Consider the following 14,336-nt stretch of genomic DNA (forward strand, 5'->3'; position numbering starts at 1 on the left):
CTGGTGGGCTATCTCGTCCGCGCCCATGCGCCGCTGTGCCGGACCCCACGACTCCGTGTCGGGAGGTGTCAGCGGCGCCGGATCGGCGCCGTCGGCATCCGGGTCCGACAACGGATCGTGCGGGGCGGCCAGCCCCGGAGCGGCGACCCTCACCGCGAGAGGCCAGCCGGGCAGAGCGCAGACCACCGAACGGTCGTCGGGGGAGAGGTCGTACTCCATTCCGCAGTCCCAGGCCGCGATGGCGACCGCGACCAGCGACACGTCCTCGACGACGACGGTCCACCGCGCACCATCGCCGCCCTGGCCGAGTACCAGTCCATACCCTTCGGCGTACGGTTCGAGGGCGAGCGCCGCGCACGCGGCGGGGTAGTCGTCGCCGAGCACGCTCGGAAACTGTGCCGGTGTCAGCAGCACCGCGGTCAGCACATACAGTGCGTCGTCGTCCGCGACTGCGTCCCTCGTGCCGGTCACGGCACCCTCCTCGTCCGTCATGGTTGTCCGTCGGCGCACCTTAACCAGTCGGTAACCCACTCGTCGAGGCCCTGACACGGCAGGACGCGGGGCCCGCGGCAGGGCGGACGGCGCTCCTCAGTCGAGTGGCAGACCGAGCAGCGTACGGGCCACTGTCTGCGGCGACTCGTCGCGCTCGCGGGCCAGCGCGATGACGGCCCGGCAGGCCAGCTCATTGATGCCGAAGGAGAGCGCCTCGGGCGACACCCAGCCGCTCGCCTCGTCGATCCGCGACTGATCCTCCTCGACGGATGCCGAGACATACGTGGCGGCTGCCTCGAACAGGTTGTGCTGCTTGCGCCGGTCCTGATCGAGAGAGGCTGTGGGCCGTTCGCCCTTCCGGTCCGGTGACACAACCTTCCGGAGACTGCCGAATATATCGATCATGGAGACCGTCCTCCCGAGGACCTGTGAATCACGGCGTGCTCGAACAACATCTGGTCGAACGTCACCTGCTCGTCCAGCGCTTGCTCGTACAACCTACGGTGTTCCCCGCCGACGTAGAGTTGGACCACCGACCGAGGCAAGGGGGCAGCGCGATGAAGCGGTACGACCGGCTGAGGGAGATTCAGCGCCTCGATCCGGAGCGGGACTTCCTCCGTATCTATCGGATCACGGCAACCTACGAATTCCCCTGGGACATCACCCGCGCTCTCGAACTGGCCCTGTACCGAACCTATGCCGTCCCGAGCATCGGACGACTCCTCGCCGAAACCACCGAACTGACGGACCGTTCGCAGAAGCGCTACGACGACACCGCACTACTCCTCGACACGGTCGTCGAGCACGGCTTCGACAGCACCCCGGGGCGCACGGCGATCCGCCGGATCAATCAGATGCACCGCAGCTACGACATCAGCAATGACGACATGCGTTATGTGCTGTGTACCTTCGTCGTCACCCCGAAGCGGTGGCTCGACAGCTACGGCTGGCGCCGGCTGTCCGACCACGAAGTGCGGGCGTGCGCCGTCTACTACCGGACCCTGGGCGCCCATATGGGCATCAAGGACCTGCCGGAGACGTATGAGGATTTCGAGCGCACCCTCGACAGCTACGAGGCCGAGCACTTCGGCTGGGACGAAGGGGGACGCCGCGTCTCCGATGCCACGCTGGACCTCATGAGCTCCTGGTATCCACGCCCCTTCGCGCCCGTCGCGCGGCACGTGGCCCTCGCGCTTCTCGACGATTCCCTGCTGCGGGCGTTCCGGTACGAACGCCCGGGCTCCGCTACCCGTAACCTCACTCACGGCGCCCTGCGCCTGAGGGCACGGGCCGCACGACTGCTGCCGCCACGTGCCACCCCGCACTACGCCCGGCAGAATCCGGAGATCAAGGGCTACCCGGACGGCTACGACGTGGCCGGGCTCGGTACGTTCCCCAGCCCGGGCTTCCGCGGCTGTCCGGTAGTGCACCACGGGCGTCCCGACGCCCCGGTCGAATGAGGAGCCGAGCGAAGAGTCGAGCGAGCGGTCGAGCCGGCAGCCGATCGGTCAGGAAGTGAGCGGGGCGGCAGGGCGCAAGACCGTCAGTGCGTCCGTACGGAGAGGGCGAGGAATCGGTCGTCCTCGTCGGTGTAGGTATCGAGCCGCCAGCCCGACCGCGCCAGCAGGGGACGGAGGTTGTGCTCGGCGCGCAGATCGTCGTCCGTGATCCGGCGGCCGTGGCGCGCCGCCAGAGCGGCCCGCCCGATGGGGTGGAAGAGGGCCAGTAGTCCTCCCGGCCGGACCACTCGCGCCAATTCCGCCAGGTCCGGTCCGGGATGGGACAGATGGGAGATCAGCCCGGCCCCGAACACCACGTCGAGCGACCGCGACCGCAGGGGAAGGCGGGCGACATCGGCGAGGAGCAGAGCTCCGCTGTGGTCTCGCCCCGCCCGTACCGCCGCCTCCAGCATCGCTGCCGTGAGGTCCATGCCCAGTACCGTGCCCCGCGGTCCCACGGCCGCGCGCAGAGCGGGCAGTGCCCGGCCCGTACCGCAGCCGGCGTCGAGCACCGCGTCACCGGGGCCCAGCCCGAGTGTGCCGACGGCGGAGGCGTAGGCAGGCCCGTCGTCGGGAAACCTGGTGTCCCAGTCTGCCGCACGCGCCGTGAAGAACTTCTGGACGTGTGTGTGATCATCGGTCATACGGACATGATCGCGCAGTTGCCGAGGGGGCGGAACAGAGCGAAACATCGGGAAATGGGGTGCATGTTCGAGCACCCTTTGATCGTTGGGGAACATCTCTCTGTCATATTTCAGCAGCTTTCGAAATGCGCCCCAGGCGCGCGCTCCCACCGCGACTAGCGTCCTCGATCCATGGGACACCTGGACCACGCCACCTTCGGCTGGCTGACACCTGCGCTGTCGTACGCGATGGCATGCATCGGCGCCGCACTCGGACTGAGCTGCACCGTGCGGGCACTCGACACGACCGGTCGTTCGCGCCGCAACTGGCTGATCACAGCCGCATCCGCCATCGGCTCGGGCATCTGGACGATGCACTTCGTCGCGATGCTCGGTTTCGGCGTGAGCGGCACAGACATCCGCTACAACGTGGCGCTGACCTTCCTCAGCCTGCTCGGCGCCATGGTGGTGGTCGGCGGCGGAGTCTTCGCCGTCGGCTACAGCCGCGACCGGACCAGGTCGCTGTTGCTCGGCGGATTCGCCACCGGACTCGGCGTCGCCAGCATGCATTACCTGGGAATGGCGGCGCTCCGCCTGCACGGCACGATCCACTACGACCCGCTGCGCGTCGCGCTCTCCGTCGCCATCGCTGTCGTCGCCGCGACGGCGGCGCTCTGGGCGGCGCTCAACATCAAGTCCACCCGGTCCGTCGCACTGGCCTCGCTCGTCATGGGCGCGGCGGTCAGCAGTATGCACTACACCGGAATGCTGGCAGTCTCGGTGCAGGTCACCCCCTCGGCCAGGGACCTTGCCGGGGCCACGACCATGCAGTTCATCTTCCCCCTGGCCGTCGGTCTCGGCTCGTACCTCTTTCTGACCTCCGCGTTCGTCGCGCTCTCCCCGACCGCCCGGGAACGCGCCGCCTACGTCTACGCCGAACGCGCCGCAGGACCCGCCGAGGCGGACTCCACCGAGGCCGGACCACACGGATTCACCGGGCGGGTTCCCGTCTCCCGGCCACGACGCGGTGGACCGAGCGACCGCGACACATGGCCCGCCACTACGCCCTGACACCACGGCGCCCGACTTCGTCACGCGTGCCACCACCGCGCCGGACATCACCACGCCCCGGCGCCTGTGCACCCGGCCGACCGACACCGGCCCCGGCGCCGGCGACACACCCAGCTCCACACCCGGAACGAGGAGGCCATGCGCCCACCCCGCACGACCCTGGAAACCGGTGCGACGGCCACCGTCCGGCCCACCGCGCTGCCGACGCGTGGACGCCGCGCTCACGCGGGGCCGCCTGCCGACGAGAGCGCCGAGGACGTACAGCTGCTGCTGACACACGACCCATCCGCGCCACGCGGGCGGTGGACGCTGCGTCCCAGGACGGTACGCGCCAAGATCATCTCGCTGCTGATGGTGCCGGTCGTCTCGCTGCTCGCCCTGTGGGGCTTCGCCACGGTCACCACCGCCCAGGAAGTGGCACGCCTGCGCCAGTTGCAGCGGGTCGACGGCGAGGTCCGGGCCCCGATATCCAGCGCCGTCGCGGCACTCCAGAGCGAGCGCCGGGCGGCCGTGCTGCAGACCGCCGCCCCCAGCAGCCCACAGGCCGCCGCACTGGAGCGGCAGGCCAGGCGTACCGACACCGCGCTCGCCGCACTGCGCCTGGACAGCGACCACACCATCGCCGACACCGGCAACCTCCCGTCCGCCGTCGCCGACCGGCTCGACCGGTTCCTGGCCCTCACCCACCGACTGCGCACCGACACGAGCGGGGCGGGAGACGAGCGCACCGTGTACGAGCGGTACACCGAGGCCATCTCCGCAGCGTTCGGCGTCTCCGGCGCCCTCACCGGAATCCAGGACGACGCACTCGGCTCCGACGCCCGCGTCCTGCTCGAACTCGCCCGCGCCGACGAGATGCTGGCCCGCGAAGACACCCTGCTCGCCACGGCCGCCCGCACCGGAACGCTCAAGGGCGGCCAACTGCGCCTGTTCACCGAAGCGGTGGCCACCCGGAGGACCCTCGCGGAGACCGCCGGTGCGGATCTCCCCGCCACCGAGGGCGCCACCTGGCAGAGGCTCGCCACCGGGGACGCGTACCGGCAGCTCCGGTCCGCCGAGGACAAGGTGCTCGCCGCACCCGCCGGACGCCAGGCGGCACAGGCGGTGCCCGTGACCGACTGGGAACGAGCGGCGGCCCGCGTGCGGAGGGAGCTGCGCACCATCGACACCACCGCCGGACAACGCGCCGCCGACCGGGCGAACCCGCTGGCCCGCGGACTGCTCAGCCCGTCCGGAGCCGCAGTCCTCTTCGGCTGCGCCGCCGTCGCCGCATCCCTGGTGATCTCCGTACGCATCGGCCGCGCGCTCGTCGTCGAACTGGTCAGCCTCCGCAACAGCGCCCTGGAGATCGCCCGACGCAAACTGCCCCGCGCCATGCGACGGCTACGGGCGGGCGAGGAACTCGACATCGCGGCCGAGGCCCCACAGGGCCCGGCCAGCCACGACGAGATCGGCCAGGTCGGCGAGGCACTCGGCACCGTGCACCGGGCAGCCCTCAGTGCCGCCGTCGAACGAGCCGAACTCGCCGACGGCATCTCCGGGGTCTTCGTCAACCTCGCCCGCCGCAGCCAGGTACTGGTCCACCGTCAGCTCAACCTCCTCGACAGCATGGAGCGCAGGGCCGACGACCCGGACGAGCTGAGCGACCTCTTCCGGCTCGACCACCTCACCACCCGGATGCGACGGCACGCCGAGAGCCTCATCATTCTGTCCGGTGCGGCGCCGGGACGGGCCTGGCGGATGCCCGTACCGCTGACGAACGTCGTACGCGCCGCCGTCTCCGAGATCGAGGACTACGCCCGGGTGGAAGTACGGCAACTGCCCGACGCCGCGGTGAAGGGCACCGCCGTCGCCGACCTCACCCATCTGCTCGCCGAACTCATCGAGAACGCCGCACAGTTCTCGCCGCCCCACACCAAAGTGCGCGTCAACGGCGAGCCCGTGGGCAATGGCTACGCCCTGGAGATCGAGGACCGCGGCCTGGGCATGGGCAACGAACTCCTCGGCGAGGCGAACCGGCGCATCGAGCAGGCGGAGGCGCTCGACCTCTTCGACAGCGACCGGCTCGGCCTCTTCGTCGTCAGCCGGCTCGCCGTACGGCACCACATCAAGGTCCGGCTGCGCACCTCCGCGTACGGCGGAACGACCGCCGTGGTTCTGCTCCCCACGTCACTGCTGCAGAGCGCACTCCCGGCGGCCGAGGAGCCGGCCGTGCCGGGGAACGCCTCGGTCGAGTGCCGGGACGACCGGGACCGTCCGCCTTTCGGACCCGGATCCGGTCCTCGCGCGGTGCGACCGCGGACCACCGCCTTTCCCGCGCCGGTACCCGTACCCGCGCTCGAATCCCGTACGGAGCAGGCTGCCGCGGTCACCTCGCTGCGCGGGCGTCCGGGCAATACGGCCGAGCACGGGCCCGGGGCCCGGACGGACGCGCAGTCCGACGAGGGCAACCTGCCGCGCCGGGTGCGCCAGGCCAACCTCGTCCCGCAACTCCGCGAGGAGCTCCGCCCCGACGAGCCGCCACGCGGCGACGACAACGGCGGCCCCCCGGAGCGCACCCCTGAGCAGGCCCGGGACCGCATGACCGCCTACCGCAACGGCTGGGTGCGCGGCGGCGGCACCGTCCCCGGCACTTCCGATTCCCGCCCCGGCACCACCACCGCCGACACCAGCGACCCCCGTCCACGCAGCGAAGGAGACCACGCATGATCGCGAACGAGAGGACCGGGGGACGCCACACCTCGGGTGAACTCGACTGGCTGCTGGACGATCTGGTGGCACGGGTCGGCGACGTCCGCCACGCCGTCGTGCTCTCCGGCGACGGCCTCGCGGTGGGCGCCTCCAGTGCCCTCAGCCGCGAGGACGCCGAGCATCTCGCCGCGGTGGCCTCCGGATTTCACAGCCTGGCCAAGGGTGCGGGACGCCATTTCCGCGCCGGGAACGTACGCCAAACCATGGTCGAGATGGACGAGGGCTTCCTGTTCGTCGCCGCGGCGGGCGACGGATCGTGTCTCGCGGTACTCAGCACGGCCTTCGCCGACATCGGGCTGGTCGCCTACGAGATGGCCCGGCTGGTCAAACGCGTCGGAGAGCATCTGCGCACCCCGCCGCGGTTCGCCGCGCCCGCGTCGACCGTCGTCTGAGCGGGCGGAGACGGCCGTGTCCATGACCGACGGGGGGCCTGGAGACACCCCGCTGACCCCGGGCCCGCACGCACACACCAGCAGCCAGTGGTACGACGCCGAAGCCGGCCCGCTGGTCCGCCCGTACGCGGTGACGGGCGGCCGGACCGAACCCGGCCCTGCCGGTGTGCGGTTCGATCTGATCGCACTCGTCACCCTCGACGACAACCCGCCGGACGGCTCCGAGGAATCCCTGCTCGGCCCGGAACACCGGGCCATGCTCACGCTCTGCCGGTCGGAAACCCAGTCCGTCGCGGAACTCTCCGCCGACGCCGACCTTCCGGTCGGAGTCGTACGCGTACTCCTCGGCGATCTGCTCGAAGCCGGCTATGTGCGGGTCAGCCGCCCCGTACCGCCCGCGCAGCTGCCGGACGAACACCTCCTCCGTGAGGTGATCAACGGCCTGCGGGCCCTGTAGGGGCACCCCTGCGACGCGACCGGTCCCACGGTAGACGGAAAACACGGTCCGCTCTCCTCGACCCGGCGGAGAGAGGGGAGAGCGGACCGCGCTCAACGTCCGTACGCTTCCTCCGGGTCAGACATTGACGCCGTAGTCGGACGCGATACCGGCCAGGCCCGAGGCGTAACCCTGGCCGACCGCCCGGAACTTCCACTCCGTGCCGTGCCGGTACAGCTCGCCGAAGACCATGGCGGTCTCCGTCGAGGCGTCCTCGCTGAGGTCGTAGCGAGCCAGCTCGACGCCGTTCGCCCGGTTCACCACGCGGATGAACGCGTTGCGGACCTGGCCGAAGCTCTGCCCACGGCTTTGCGCGTCATGGATGGAGACCGGAAAAACAATCTTGGCGACATCGGCTGGGACAGCCACCAGATCGACGTTGATGGACTCGTCGTCGCCCTCGCCCTCACCGGTCAGGTTGTCACCGGTGTGCTGGACCGAACCGTCCGGGCTCGTCAGGTTGTTGTAGAAGACGAAGTGCAGGTCGGAGAGGACCTTGCCGGCGTCCGAGCACAGCAGCGCACTCGCGTCCAGGTCGTGATCCGCACCAGTCGTCGTCCGTACGTCCCAGCCCAGGCCGACCGTCACTGCGGTCAGGCCGGGCGCTTCCTTCGACAAGGAGACGTTGCCACCCTTGGCCAGGGTCACACCCATGAACTTCCTCCATTGATCCAGTGGTCCAGCGATTCGATGATGCGGTGATCAGCACTTCTTCGGCCGTCACCCGGGTCAACGATGCTGCCGCGCCCGTGGTTCCCTTGCTTGCGCAATTCCTGAAGTAACAAGCTGCGAGGAGTGTTCCACGTCGGCGAGCCGGGGTCTCACGCGTGCGGGTCGGTCCCAGGACTCGCATCGGTCTCTTTCATGTCCTACGTCCCACTCTTCAGGATCCACATGGATTTGCCCAGGGCGCGGGCCGTGACCGGCAGCCTTTTCGAGCCGAACCGCTCGCCTGCGGACCGCCCATACGACCGCCCGCCGGAAACGGCACCGCGACGCTCAGAGAGGTGCCCGAACCATCCCAAGCCGGAGCGTGGGGTGACGGGGAGCCGCGAAGCCGTACGACGCGTACAGAGCGGCGCCGTCCGCCGTGGCGTTCAGATCGACCACCGTGACATCGGCCTCGTCACGGAACCAGGTGAGCAGGGCGTCGAGGCAGACACGCGCATGCCCGCGGCGGCGCCGGCGGGGATCGGTGCTGACGTTGAAGACACGCCCCTGCAGTCCGCTCGGATCCGCCGGGCTGGGGGCATGCGCATCGCAGGTCCCGACCGCACTGGCGACCGTGCCGAACCCGGGTTCGTCGACCAGGAACGCGGCGAACGTGGCGGGATGACGCAGCCGCTCGGTGAACCACTGCGCCGAGACCGCCCGCCACGGGGCGTCCGCACCGCCCGTCTCCAACCCCATGTCGGCCAGCATCAGCCCCCGCAACCGCACCAGCGCGGGCACATCGTCGAGCGTGGCACGGCGAGCACGCACCACGTGCCCGCCGTCGATGCCCGCACCCGAGCCTGCGGCCGGGTGGTCGACGCGCGAGGTGGTCATGAGTACCTCCACTTCCGTTCGTAGCGGGCACGGGCGGCCCACAGGCCGTATGCGTACAGGGCCAGGACTGTGGCGAGCAATAGGTAATAGAGCGGCGGCAGGGCGCTCATGCCGAGCAACGGGCCGAGTGGGGTGAGCGGCAGCAGCAGCCCGACCACGGCAAGACCCGACGCGGCCGCGCGCAGCGGACCACCGCTGCGATCCTCGGCCGTGCGACGGCCGGTACGCAGCAGCAGCATCACCAGAGCCTGGGTGAGGAGGTTCTCGGTGAACCATCCGGAGTGGAAGGCCTCCTGCCCGCCCGCTGTCGCCGAGCCGTGCAGCGCGAAGGCCAGCACGGCGAACGTCGCCAGGTCGGCGGTGGCGTTCAGCAGACCGAAGCCCGTGATGAAGCGGAGGAAGTCGCGCGGACGCAGCACCGTGGGCCGCCGCAGCACCGAGGGTGCGGGCCGGTCGAAGGCGAAGGCGAGCTGTGCCACGTCGAAGCACAGGTTCTGCACCAGGACCTGTGCCGGAAGCATCGGCAGGAACGGCAGCATCAGCCCTGCGGCGAGCATCGCGATGACGTTGCCGAGGTTCGACGAGAGCGTGATGCGCAGATACGTGGCGATGTTCCCGCTGCAGTGCCGGCCCGCCGTGATCGCGTGGTCGATGGCCACGAGATCTTTTTCCGCGAGCACCACATCGGCGGTCTCCCGCGCCACATCGACCGCGTTGCGCGGGCAGATGCCGACATCGGCCGCGTGCATCGCGGGCAGATCATTGACACCGTCGCCGAGGAATCCGGTGGTGTGCCCGAAGCCGCGCAGCGCGGCGACGATCCGGGCCTTGTGCTCGGGCGTGCAGCGGGCGAAGACCGTGGCCCGGTCGGCGGCCTGCGCGAGTTGCGCGTCCGACAGCGCGTCGATCCGTTCCGCGGAGAGGACCTCGCCCGGGTCGAGGCCCAGATCCCGGCATGCGCGGGCGACGGTCCCCGGATCGTCGCCGCTGAGGACCTTCACGGCGATGCCCCGGTGCCCCAGTACGGCCAGCGCTTCCGCCGCGCTCGGGGTGAGCGCGTCCCGCAGGGTGACGAAGCCGAGGAAGGCCAGCCCCTGTTCGTCGGCCGTCGTGTAAGGACCGAGCCGGGCGGGCCGTTCGGTACGCGCCACCGCGAGCAGCCGCAGACCGTTCCCGGCCTCACGCGCGGCCAGGGCCTTCAGCCGGTCCCGTTCGGCATCGTCAAGGGCGCACCGGTCGAGCACTGCTTCCACCGCCCCCTTCGTCACGAGGGTGTGCGTACCGAGCCTGCCGGGGGTGCGGACGACCGCGGTGGCGAGGCGCCGCACCGGATCGAACGGCACCGCGGCCACGCCGTCGTACGCGGAGAGTTCCTCCCCCTGGTCTTCGGCCGCGTCCAGAACCGCCTCGTCGAGTGCGTCGGGTGCGGGCAAATCGGCGAGCTGCAGCGTCCACAGGGCGTTGACCCCGGCCCAGTGCAGCACCTCCGGATCGGACCGGTCTGCTCCGTTCAGCGTCCGTTCGACGACGGGCCGGTCCTGGGTGAGTGTTCCGGTCTTGTCCAGACACAGCACATCGATCGCCCCGAGATCGTGCAGTGCGGGCAGCCGCTTGACGATCACGCCCCGGTTGCGGGCGAGCAGCGAAGCGCCTCTGGCCAGCGCCGTCGTGACGATCACCGGCAGCATCTCCGGAGTCAGTCCGACGGCCACCGCGACGGCGAACGGCAGCGTCTCCAGACCGCGGCCGCGCAGTGCCGCGTTGGCCATCAGCACCAGCGGCGGCGTGAGCAGCATGAACCGGATCAGCGTCCAGGAGATCCCCTGCACCGAACGGTCGAAGGCGCTCGTGCTGCGGCGGCGAGCGGAACCGTCGTACGCGGCGGCGAACCGGGTGCCGGCACCCGTGGCGGTCACCACCGCCGTACCGCTGCCGGAGGCCACGCTGCTGCCCTGGAAACACAGCTCGGGTCGCCCGAACGGCCCGGCCCCGCCGGAGGGCCTGGCGTCGGCCGTGAGGTATCGGTCCGGTGTATCGACGGGTTGTTTGGGGACCGGCGCCGACTCACCGGTGAGGGCCGACTGATGCACGGTCAGGCCGCTCGCGCGCAGCAGCCGCACATCGGCGGGTACGAGGTCCCCCGGGCCGAGCCTGATCACATCGCCCGGCACCAGCTCCCCGACCGGCAGCTCGCGTGGCAGCGGCGCGTCATCCGGGCCGGCCCGGCGCAGCACGGTCGCGGTGGTCGCCACCAGCTCCCGCAGGGCAGCCGTCGATCGGTCGGCCCGATGCTCCTCCGCGGAACGCAGGAGACAGCTGACGACCACGAGCACCAGCGTCACCGACGCTGTGCCCCACGAGGCCACCGCTGCCGAGACCAGGCCCAGACAGAGGAGCACCGAGGTGAAAGGATCCCGCAGGCTGCGAAGGAAACGGCGAGGCCAGGACACCGGACGCCAGGCCGGCAGGGTGTTCTCGCCGAACCGCGCCAGCCGTTCCTCCGCCTGCCCCTCCAGCAGCCCCCGCGGCCCGCTGTCCAGCGAACGGAGAACCTGCAAGGAGGTCGGGGCGGCGCTCGGCGACGTGGGTGGCGCGACATCGGCGGAGGCGCTCCGAGCGGCCGCCGCGCCCGCTATCGGCACGACGACGGCGGACGAGCGGTCGGGCGCGGTGCTGCCGGGATCTGCGGCGGCACTGCTCTCAGGCACCGAGCCCACGGAGGCGTACGGGCTGCTCGGGCGTGTGTCCGGCGCGTTCGGCGAGCTGGCCGACCATCAGCCGTACCACCGTCACCACATCGGGGTCGTCGACCAGGTACACCTGTCGGCGGCCTTCGCGCCGTGACCGTACGAGACCGGCCAGTTTCAGCTTGGTCAGATGCTGGCTCACCGAGGGAAGGGTGCCGCCCACCCGGTCCGCGAGACCGGTGACATCGCTCTCGCCCTGGGACAGGGCCCACACGATGTGCAGCCGCGCAGGCGTCGCCAGCAGGCCGAAGGCGGCAGCCGCCTCCACCAGTACCTCCGCGGGCGGATCCTCGAAACCGCCGCCGGCAGCTGTCGACACTCTAGCTCTCCCTGTCCGCGTGGGCTGCTTCCCGCACCCGAAGTACCCAGTGTAGGCGCCGGGCGGTTGGGGGCCGCAGGCCCCGTGCCCCCGGGACGCGCGACCCTTGTGCGCGGGCCCGCGCACTCGCGACCGGGAACGCGGGAACCGTAGACGTGCCCGGACAGACGTATAGGTGGCTGGATTCAGCCGGTTGCGGACTCATCCGGTCAGGGAGTGAGCGGGAAACGGTCACATCGCTAAAAATGCGATCCCATTCCCCGGGGCAGGTGCTCGTTTGCCATGCTGTCGCCTTAGTCGCCGTCGACGTATTCATGTCGACGTGATCATGCTGACGGTCCACGGAATCCGAGCCCTTCAATACAGCTCTGACCTGCGCATTCGGTGTTTTGGGGCTCACTGGTGAGAGAAGTGATCGATGCTTTCCGAGCACGCTGACAACACTCACGGGACGATGGCCGGGGAGGGTGGGGGGACCGAGGCTCTCGCGCTCAAGATATTGGTCGCCGGAGGCTTCGGAGTCGGGAAGACGACGTTGGTCGGCGCGGTCAGCGAAATCCGGCCGCTGCGGACCGAGGAACTCCTCAGCGAAGCGGGACAGTATGTCGACGACACCGACGGGGTCGATCAGAAGACCACGACCACCGTTGCCATGGATTTCGGACGCATCACCATCCGGTCCGGCCTCTCGCTCTACCTGTTCGGCACACCGGGGCAGGATCGTTTCTGGTTCTTGTGGGACGAACTGTGCCAGGGTGCCCTCGGGGCCGTGGTCCTCGCCGACACCCGTCGTCTGGAGGACTGCTTCCCGGCTGTCGACTACTTCGAGCACCGACGGATCCCCTTCGTGGTCGCGGTCAATTGCTTCGCGGGCGCCCGCGCATATGGTGAACGCGACGTGTCCCGCGCCCTCGATCTCGACCTCGGCACGCCCGTCGTCCTGTGCGATGCGCGCGACCGGGACTCCGGCAAGGAAGTCCTGATCCGCATGGTCGAGTACGCCGGGCGGATGCACACGGCCCGGCTTCTCGACTCGGTGAGCTGACCCTCCCGGCACTCTTCCCTCGCACGCCACAGGGCCAGGACCCAGCCACATGACGGACTACCGCTTGCCCGTACGTGACCCGTACGCAAGGCTTACGCGAAACGTGGGGCACGGGGAACGTATGAGCGGGGAGGACGGGGATATGGCGCTGGACAGGGGACTTGACTGGCTCCTTGACGATCTCACGGGCAGGGTCGAGCACATACGGCACGCGTTGGTGCTGTCGAACGACGGACTGGTGACCGGAGCGAGTACGGGGCTGGCGCGCGAGGACGCGGAGCATCTCGCCGCGGTCTCGTCCGGGCTGCACAGCCTCGCCCGTGGATCGGGACGCCACTTCCGGGCCGGCAGGGCCCGGCAGACCATGGTGGAATTCGACGAGGCACTCCTCTTCGTGACGGCCGCGGGTGAGGGCAGTTGTCTGTGTGTGCTGAGCGAGGCCGAGGCCGACGTCGGCCAGGTCGCGTACGAGATGACGTTGCTTGTGAACAGGGTCGGGGAGCACCTCGGTGTCGCCGCGCGACAGGCGGGTAGTGACGGCGCCAACCAGCCCTGACCGGGCGGTCGTGGGAGTTGTCCACAGGCGGGACGATCGGTGTCTCTCCCCGATTACTCTGCTCACAGAGAGTAATCGAGCCTCACGGGGGAGAGCATCATGACTGTCACCGAATCTCAGTGCACGGATACCGAGAGCACGATGGCCGTGGGCACGGCAGCCCAGGAACTCCAGCTGAAGCGCGCCGAGTTCGCCATTGCCGCGCATGTGGGTCTGGTCCGGGTGCTGGTGCGGCGAGGTGGTGGCGGAAGGGCGAGGGTCCGCAGGGAGGAGGTCGACCGGCTGCGGGCGCAGGACGGGTTCCCGGAGGTGCTGCGGGAGCGGGTGCGTACGGTTGGGACGGCGGAAGGGGCCCGACTGCTCGGGATCAGTCCCGACCGTTTCACGAAGCTGGCCCGCGCGGGTTGCCTCCCGCCGGTCACGTTCTACCTCAACCGGTACCGGGCGGTGGTCTGGCTCTATCTCGCCGAGGAGCTCGCAGGGTTCGCCGCCCGGGAACCTCACCTCCTGGTGGGGAAGAGCCCGGCCTGGGTGCGTGGCCGGCTTGACGGAGGCGCCGATCACCGTGCCCATGAGTGGCGCTCACTCCGGATCGAACGGCTGCTGAGCCGCACGGAGGACCCCTGGGCCCGCGCGGCAGTGCTCGCGGGCGCACTGGACCCGGTCCAGTTGGCGGAGGTGGTCGACGATCCGTACGAGCGTGCCTACCTCGCCAGGATCGGCTCCGAACCGGTCTACGGGCCAACGGCGTCGCCCGCCGCGCGGGAGACCATGGCGCGGATGATGCAGGCCGACGA

At 70.1% G+C, this 14,336-nt stretch carries 14 protein-coding genes and 1 pseudogene; 8 read left to right on the forward strand and 7 right to left on the reverse strand.

Going from position 1 to position 14,336, the window contains the following annotated elements:
* Positions 1–492, reverse strand: a pseudogene (locus ACFU8Q_RS30065) (hypothetical protein); the annotation flags it as partial.
* 96 nt (positions 493–588) lie between these two features.
* Complete coding sequence (locus ACFU8Q_RS30070; protein ID WP_384459629.1) at positions 589–897, reverse strand: hypothetical protein; 309 nt, start codon at positions 895–897, stop codon at positions 589–591.
* A 152-nt stretch (positions 898–1,049) separates the two neighbouring features.
* Here ACFU8Q_RS30070 and ACFU8Q_RS30075 point away from each other — a divergent pair, with 152 nt between their 5' ends.
* A complete protein-coding gene (locus tag ACFU8Q_RS30075) occupies positions 1,050–1,952 on the forward strand; it encodes an oxygenase MpaB family protein (RefSeq protein WP_384459632.1) in 903 nt (300 codons plus the stop codon).
* A gap of 83 nt (positions 1,953–2,035) precedes the next feature.
* Here the strand turns inward: ACFU8Q_RS30075 and ACFU8Q_RS30080 are convergent, their stop codons facing one another.
* On the reverse strand, positions 2,036–2,635 hold the full coding sequence (locus ACFU8Q_RS30080; protein ID WP_384459635.1) for a class I SAM-dependent methyltransferase: 600 nt from the start codon (positions 2,633–2,635) through the stop codon (positions 2,036–2,038).
* Positions 2,636–2,806: 171 nt separating this feature from the next.
* Between ACFU8Q_RS30080 and ACFU8Q_RS30085 the strand changes: the two genes are divergently transcribed.
* From ACFU8Q_RS30085 to ACFU8Q_RS30100, 4 genes are all read left to right on the forward strand, one after another.
* Complete coding sequence (locus ACFU8Q_RS30085; protein WP_384459638.1) at positions 2,807–3,685, forward strand: MHYT domain-containing protein; 879 nt, start codon at positions 2,807–2,809, stop codon at positions 3,683–3,685.
* Positions 3,686–3,823: 138 nt separating this feature from the next.
* Positions 3,824–6,394, forward strand: coding sequence for a nitrate- and nitrite sensing domain-containing protein (locus ACFU8Q_RS30090; RefSeq protein ID WP_384459641.1), 2,571 nt, complete (start codon positions 3,824–3,826; stop codon positions 6,392–6,394).
* Positions 6,391–6,828, forward strand: a complete 438-nt coding sequence (locus tag ACFU8Q_RS30095; RefSeq protein WP_384459644.1) for a roadblock/LC7 domain-containing protein — start codon at positions 6,391–6,393, stop codon at positions 6,826–6,828. The genes ACFU8Q_RS30090 and ACFU8Q_RS30095 overlap by 4 nt, the downstream gene beginning before the upstream one ends.
* A gap of 22 nt (positions 6,829–6,850) precedes the next feature.
* The gene (locus ACFU8Q_RS30100; RefSeq protein WP_384459647.1) at positions 6,851–7,285 is read left to right on the forward strand and encodes a DUF742 domain-containing protein; all 435 of its coding nucleotides are present in this window, start codon (positions 6,851–6,853) and stop codon (positions 7,283–7,285) included.
* Between the two features lie 117 nt (positions 7,286–7,402).
* Here ACFU8Q_RS30100 and ACFU8Q_RS30105 read toward each other — a convergent pair whose 3' ends face one another.
* From ACFU8Q_RS30105 to ACFU8Q_RS30120, 4 genes are all read right to left on the reverse strand, one after another.
* Positions 7,403–7,978 (reverse strand): TerD family protein, encoded by a 576-nt coding sequence (locus tag ACFU8Q_RS30105; protein ID WP_384459650.1) that lies wholly within the window; start codon positions 7,976–7,978, stop codon positions 7,403–7,405.
* 345 nt (positions 7,979–8,323) lie between these two features.
* Positions 8,324–8,872 carry a GNAT family N-acetyltransferase gene (locus ACFU8Q_RS30110; RefSeq protein WP_384459653.1) on the reverse strand — a complete coding sequence of 183 codons (549 nt, stop codon included), beginning with the start codon at positions 8,870–8,872 and terminating at the stop codon, positions 8,324–8,326.
* A complete protein-coding gene (gene mgtA / locus ACFU8Q_RS30115; protein ID WP_384459656.1) occupies positions 8,869–11,580 on the reverse strand; it encodes a magnesium-translocating P-type ATPase in 2,712 nt (903 codons plus the stop codon). The genes ACFU8Q_RS30110 and mgtA overlap by 4 nt, the downstream gene beginning before the upstream one ends.
* Complete coding sequence (locus ACFU8Q_RS30120) at positions 11,573–11,938, reverse strand: ArsR/SmtB family transcription factor (RefSeq protein WP_384459659.1); 366 nt, start codon at positions 11,936–11,938, stop codon at positions 11,573–11,575. Before ACFU8Q_RS30120 ends, mgtA begins: the two co-directional genes overlap by 8 nt.
* Positions 11,939–12,356: 418 nt before the next feature.
* Between ACFU8Q_RS30120 and ACFU8Q_RS30125 the strand changes: the two genes are divergently transcribed.
* The 3 genes from ACFU8Q_RS30125 to ACFU8Q_RS30135 all read left to right on the forward strand — a co-directional run.
* Positions 12,357–12,983: an ATP/GTP-binding protein gene (locus tag ACFU8Q_RS30125; protein WP_384459662.1), complete on the forward strand. Its 627-nt coding sequence runs from the start codon at positions 12,357–12,359 to the stop codon at positions 12,981–12,983.
* A 142-nt stretch (positions 12,984–13,125) separates the two neighbouring features.
* On the forward strand, positions 13,126–13,539 hold the full coding sequence (locus ACFU8Q_RS30130; protein ID WP_384459665.1) for a roadblock/LC7 domain-containing protein: 414 nt from the start codon (positions 13,126–13,128) through the stop codon (positions 13,537–13,539).
* A 99-nt stretch (positions 13,540–13,638) separates the two neighbouring features.
* Positions 13,639–14,336, forward strand: a 698-nt coding sequence (locus tag ACFU8Q_RS30135; protein ID WP_384459668.1) for a DUF6397 family protein, incomplete at its 3' end; no start/stop codon positions are given.

It is taken from the genome of Streptomyces sp. NPDC057543 (assembly GCF_042801895.1).
Classification (GTDB): Bacteria; Actinomycetota; Actinomycetes; order Streptomycetales; family Streptomycetaceae; genus Streptomyces.

Coding starts and splice junctions, on each gene's coding strand:
- ACFU8Q_RS30100 (WP_384459647.1), top strand. CDS start 6,851: ATGACCGACGGGGGGCCTGGAGACACCCCGCTGACCCCGGGCCCGCAC.
- ACFU8Q_RS30125 (WP_384459662.1), top strand. CDS start 12,357: ATGCTTTCCGAGCACGCTGACAACACTCACGGGACGATGGCCGGGGAG.
- ACFU8Q_RS30090 (WP_384459641.1), top strand. CDS start 3,824: ATGCGCCCACCCCGCACGACCCTGGAAACCGGTGCGACGGCCACCGTC.
- ACFU8Q_RS30075 (WP_384459632.1), top strand. CDS start 1,050: ATGAAGCGGTACGACCGGCTGAGGGAGATTCAGCGCCTCGATCCGGAG.
- ACFU8Q_RS30085 (WP_384459638.1), top strand. CDS start 2,807: ATGGGACACCTGGACCACGCCACCTTCGGCTGGCTGACACCTGCGCTG.
- ACFU8Q_RS30080 (WP_384459635.1), bottom strand. CDS start 2,635: ATGACCGATGATCACACACACGTCCAGAAGTTCTTCACGGCGCGTGCG.
- ACFU8Q_RS30070 (WP_384459629.1), bottom strand. CDS start 897: ATGATCGATATATTCGGCAGTCTCCGGAAGGTTGTGTCACCGGACCGG.
- ACFU8Q_RS30105 (WP_384459650.1), bottom strand. CDS start 7,978: ATGGGTGTGACCCTGGCCAAGGGTGGCAACGTCTCCTTGTCGAAGGAA.
- ACFU8Q_RS30110 (WP_384459653.1), bottom strand. CDS start 8,872: ATGACCACCTCGCGCGTCGACCACCCGGCCGCAGGCTCGGGTGCGGGC.
- ACFU8Q_RS30130 (WP_384459665.1), top strand. CDS start 13,126: ATGGCGCTGGACAGGGGACTTGACTGGCTCCTTGACGATCTCACGGGC.
- ACFU8Q_RS30095 (WP_384459644.1), top strand. CDS start 6,391: ATGATCGCGAACGAGAGGACCGGGGGACGCCACACCTCGGGTGAACTC.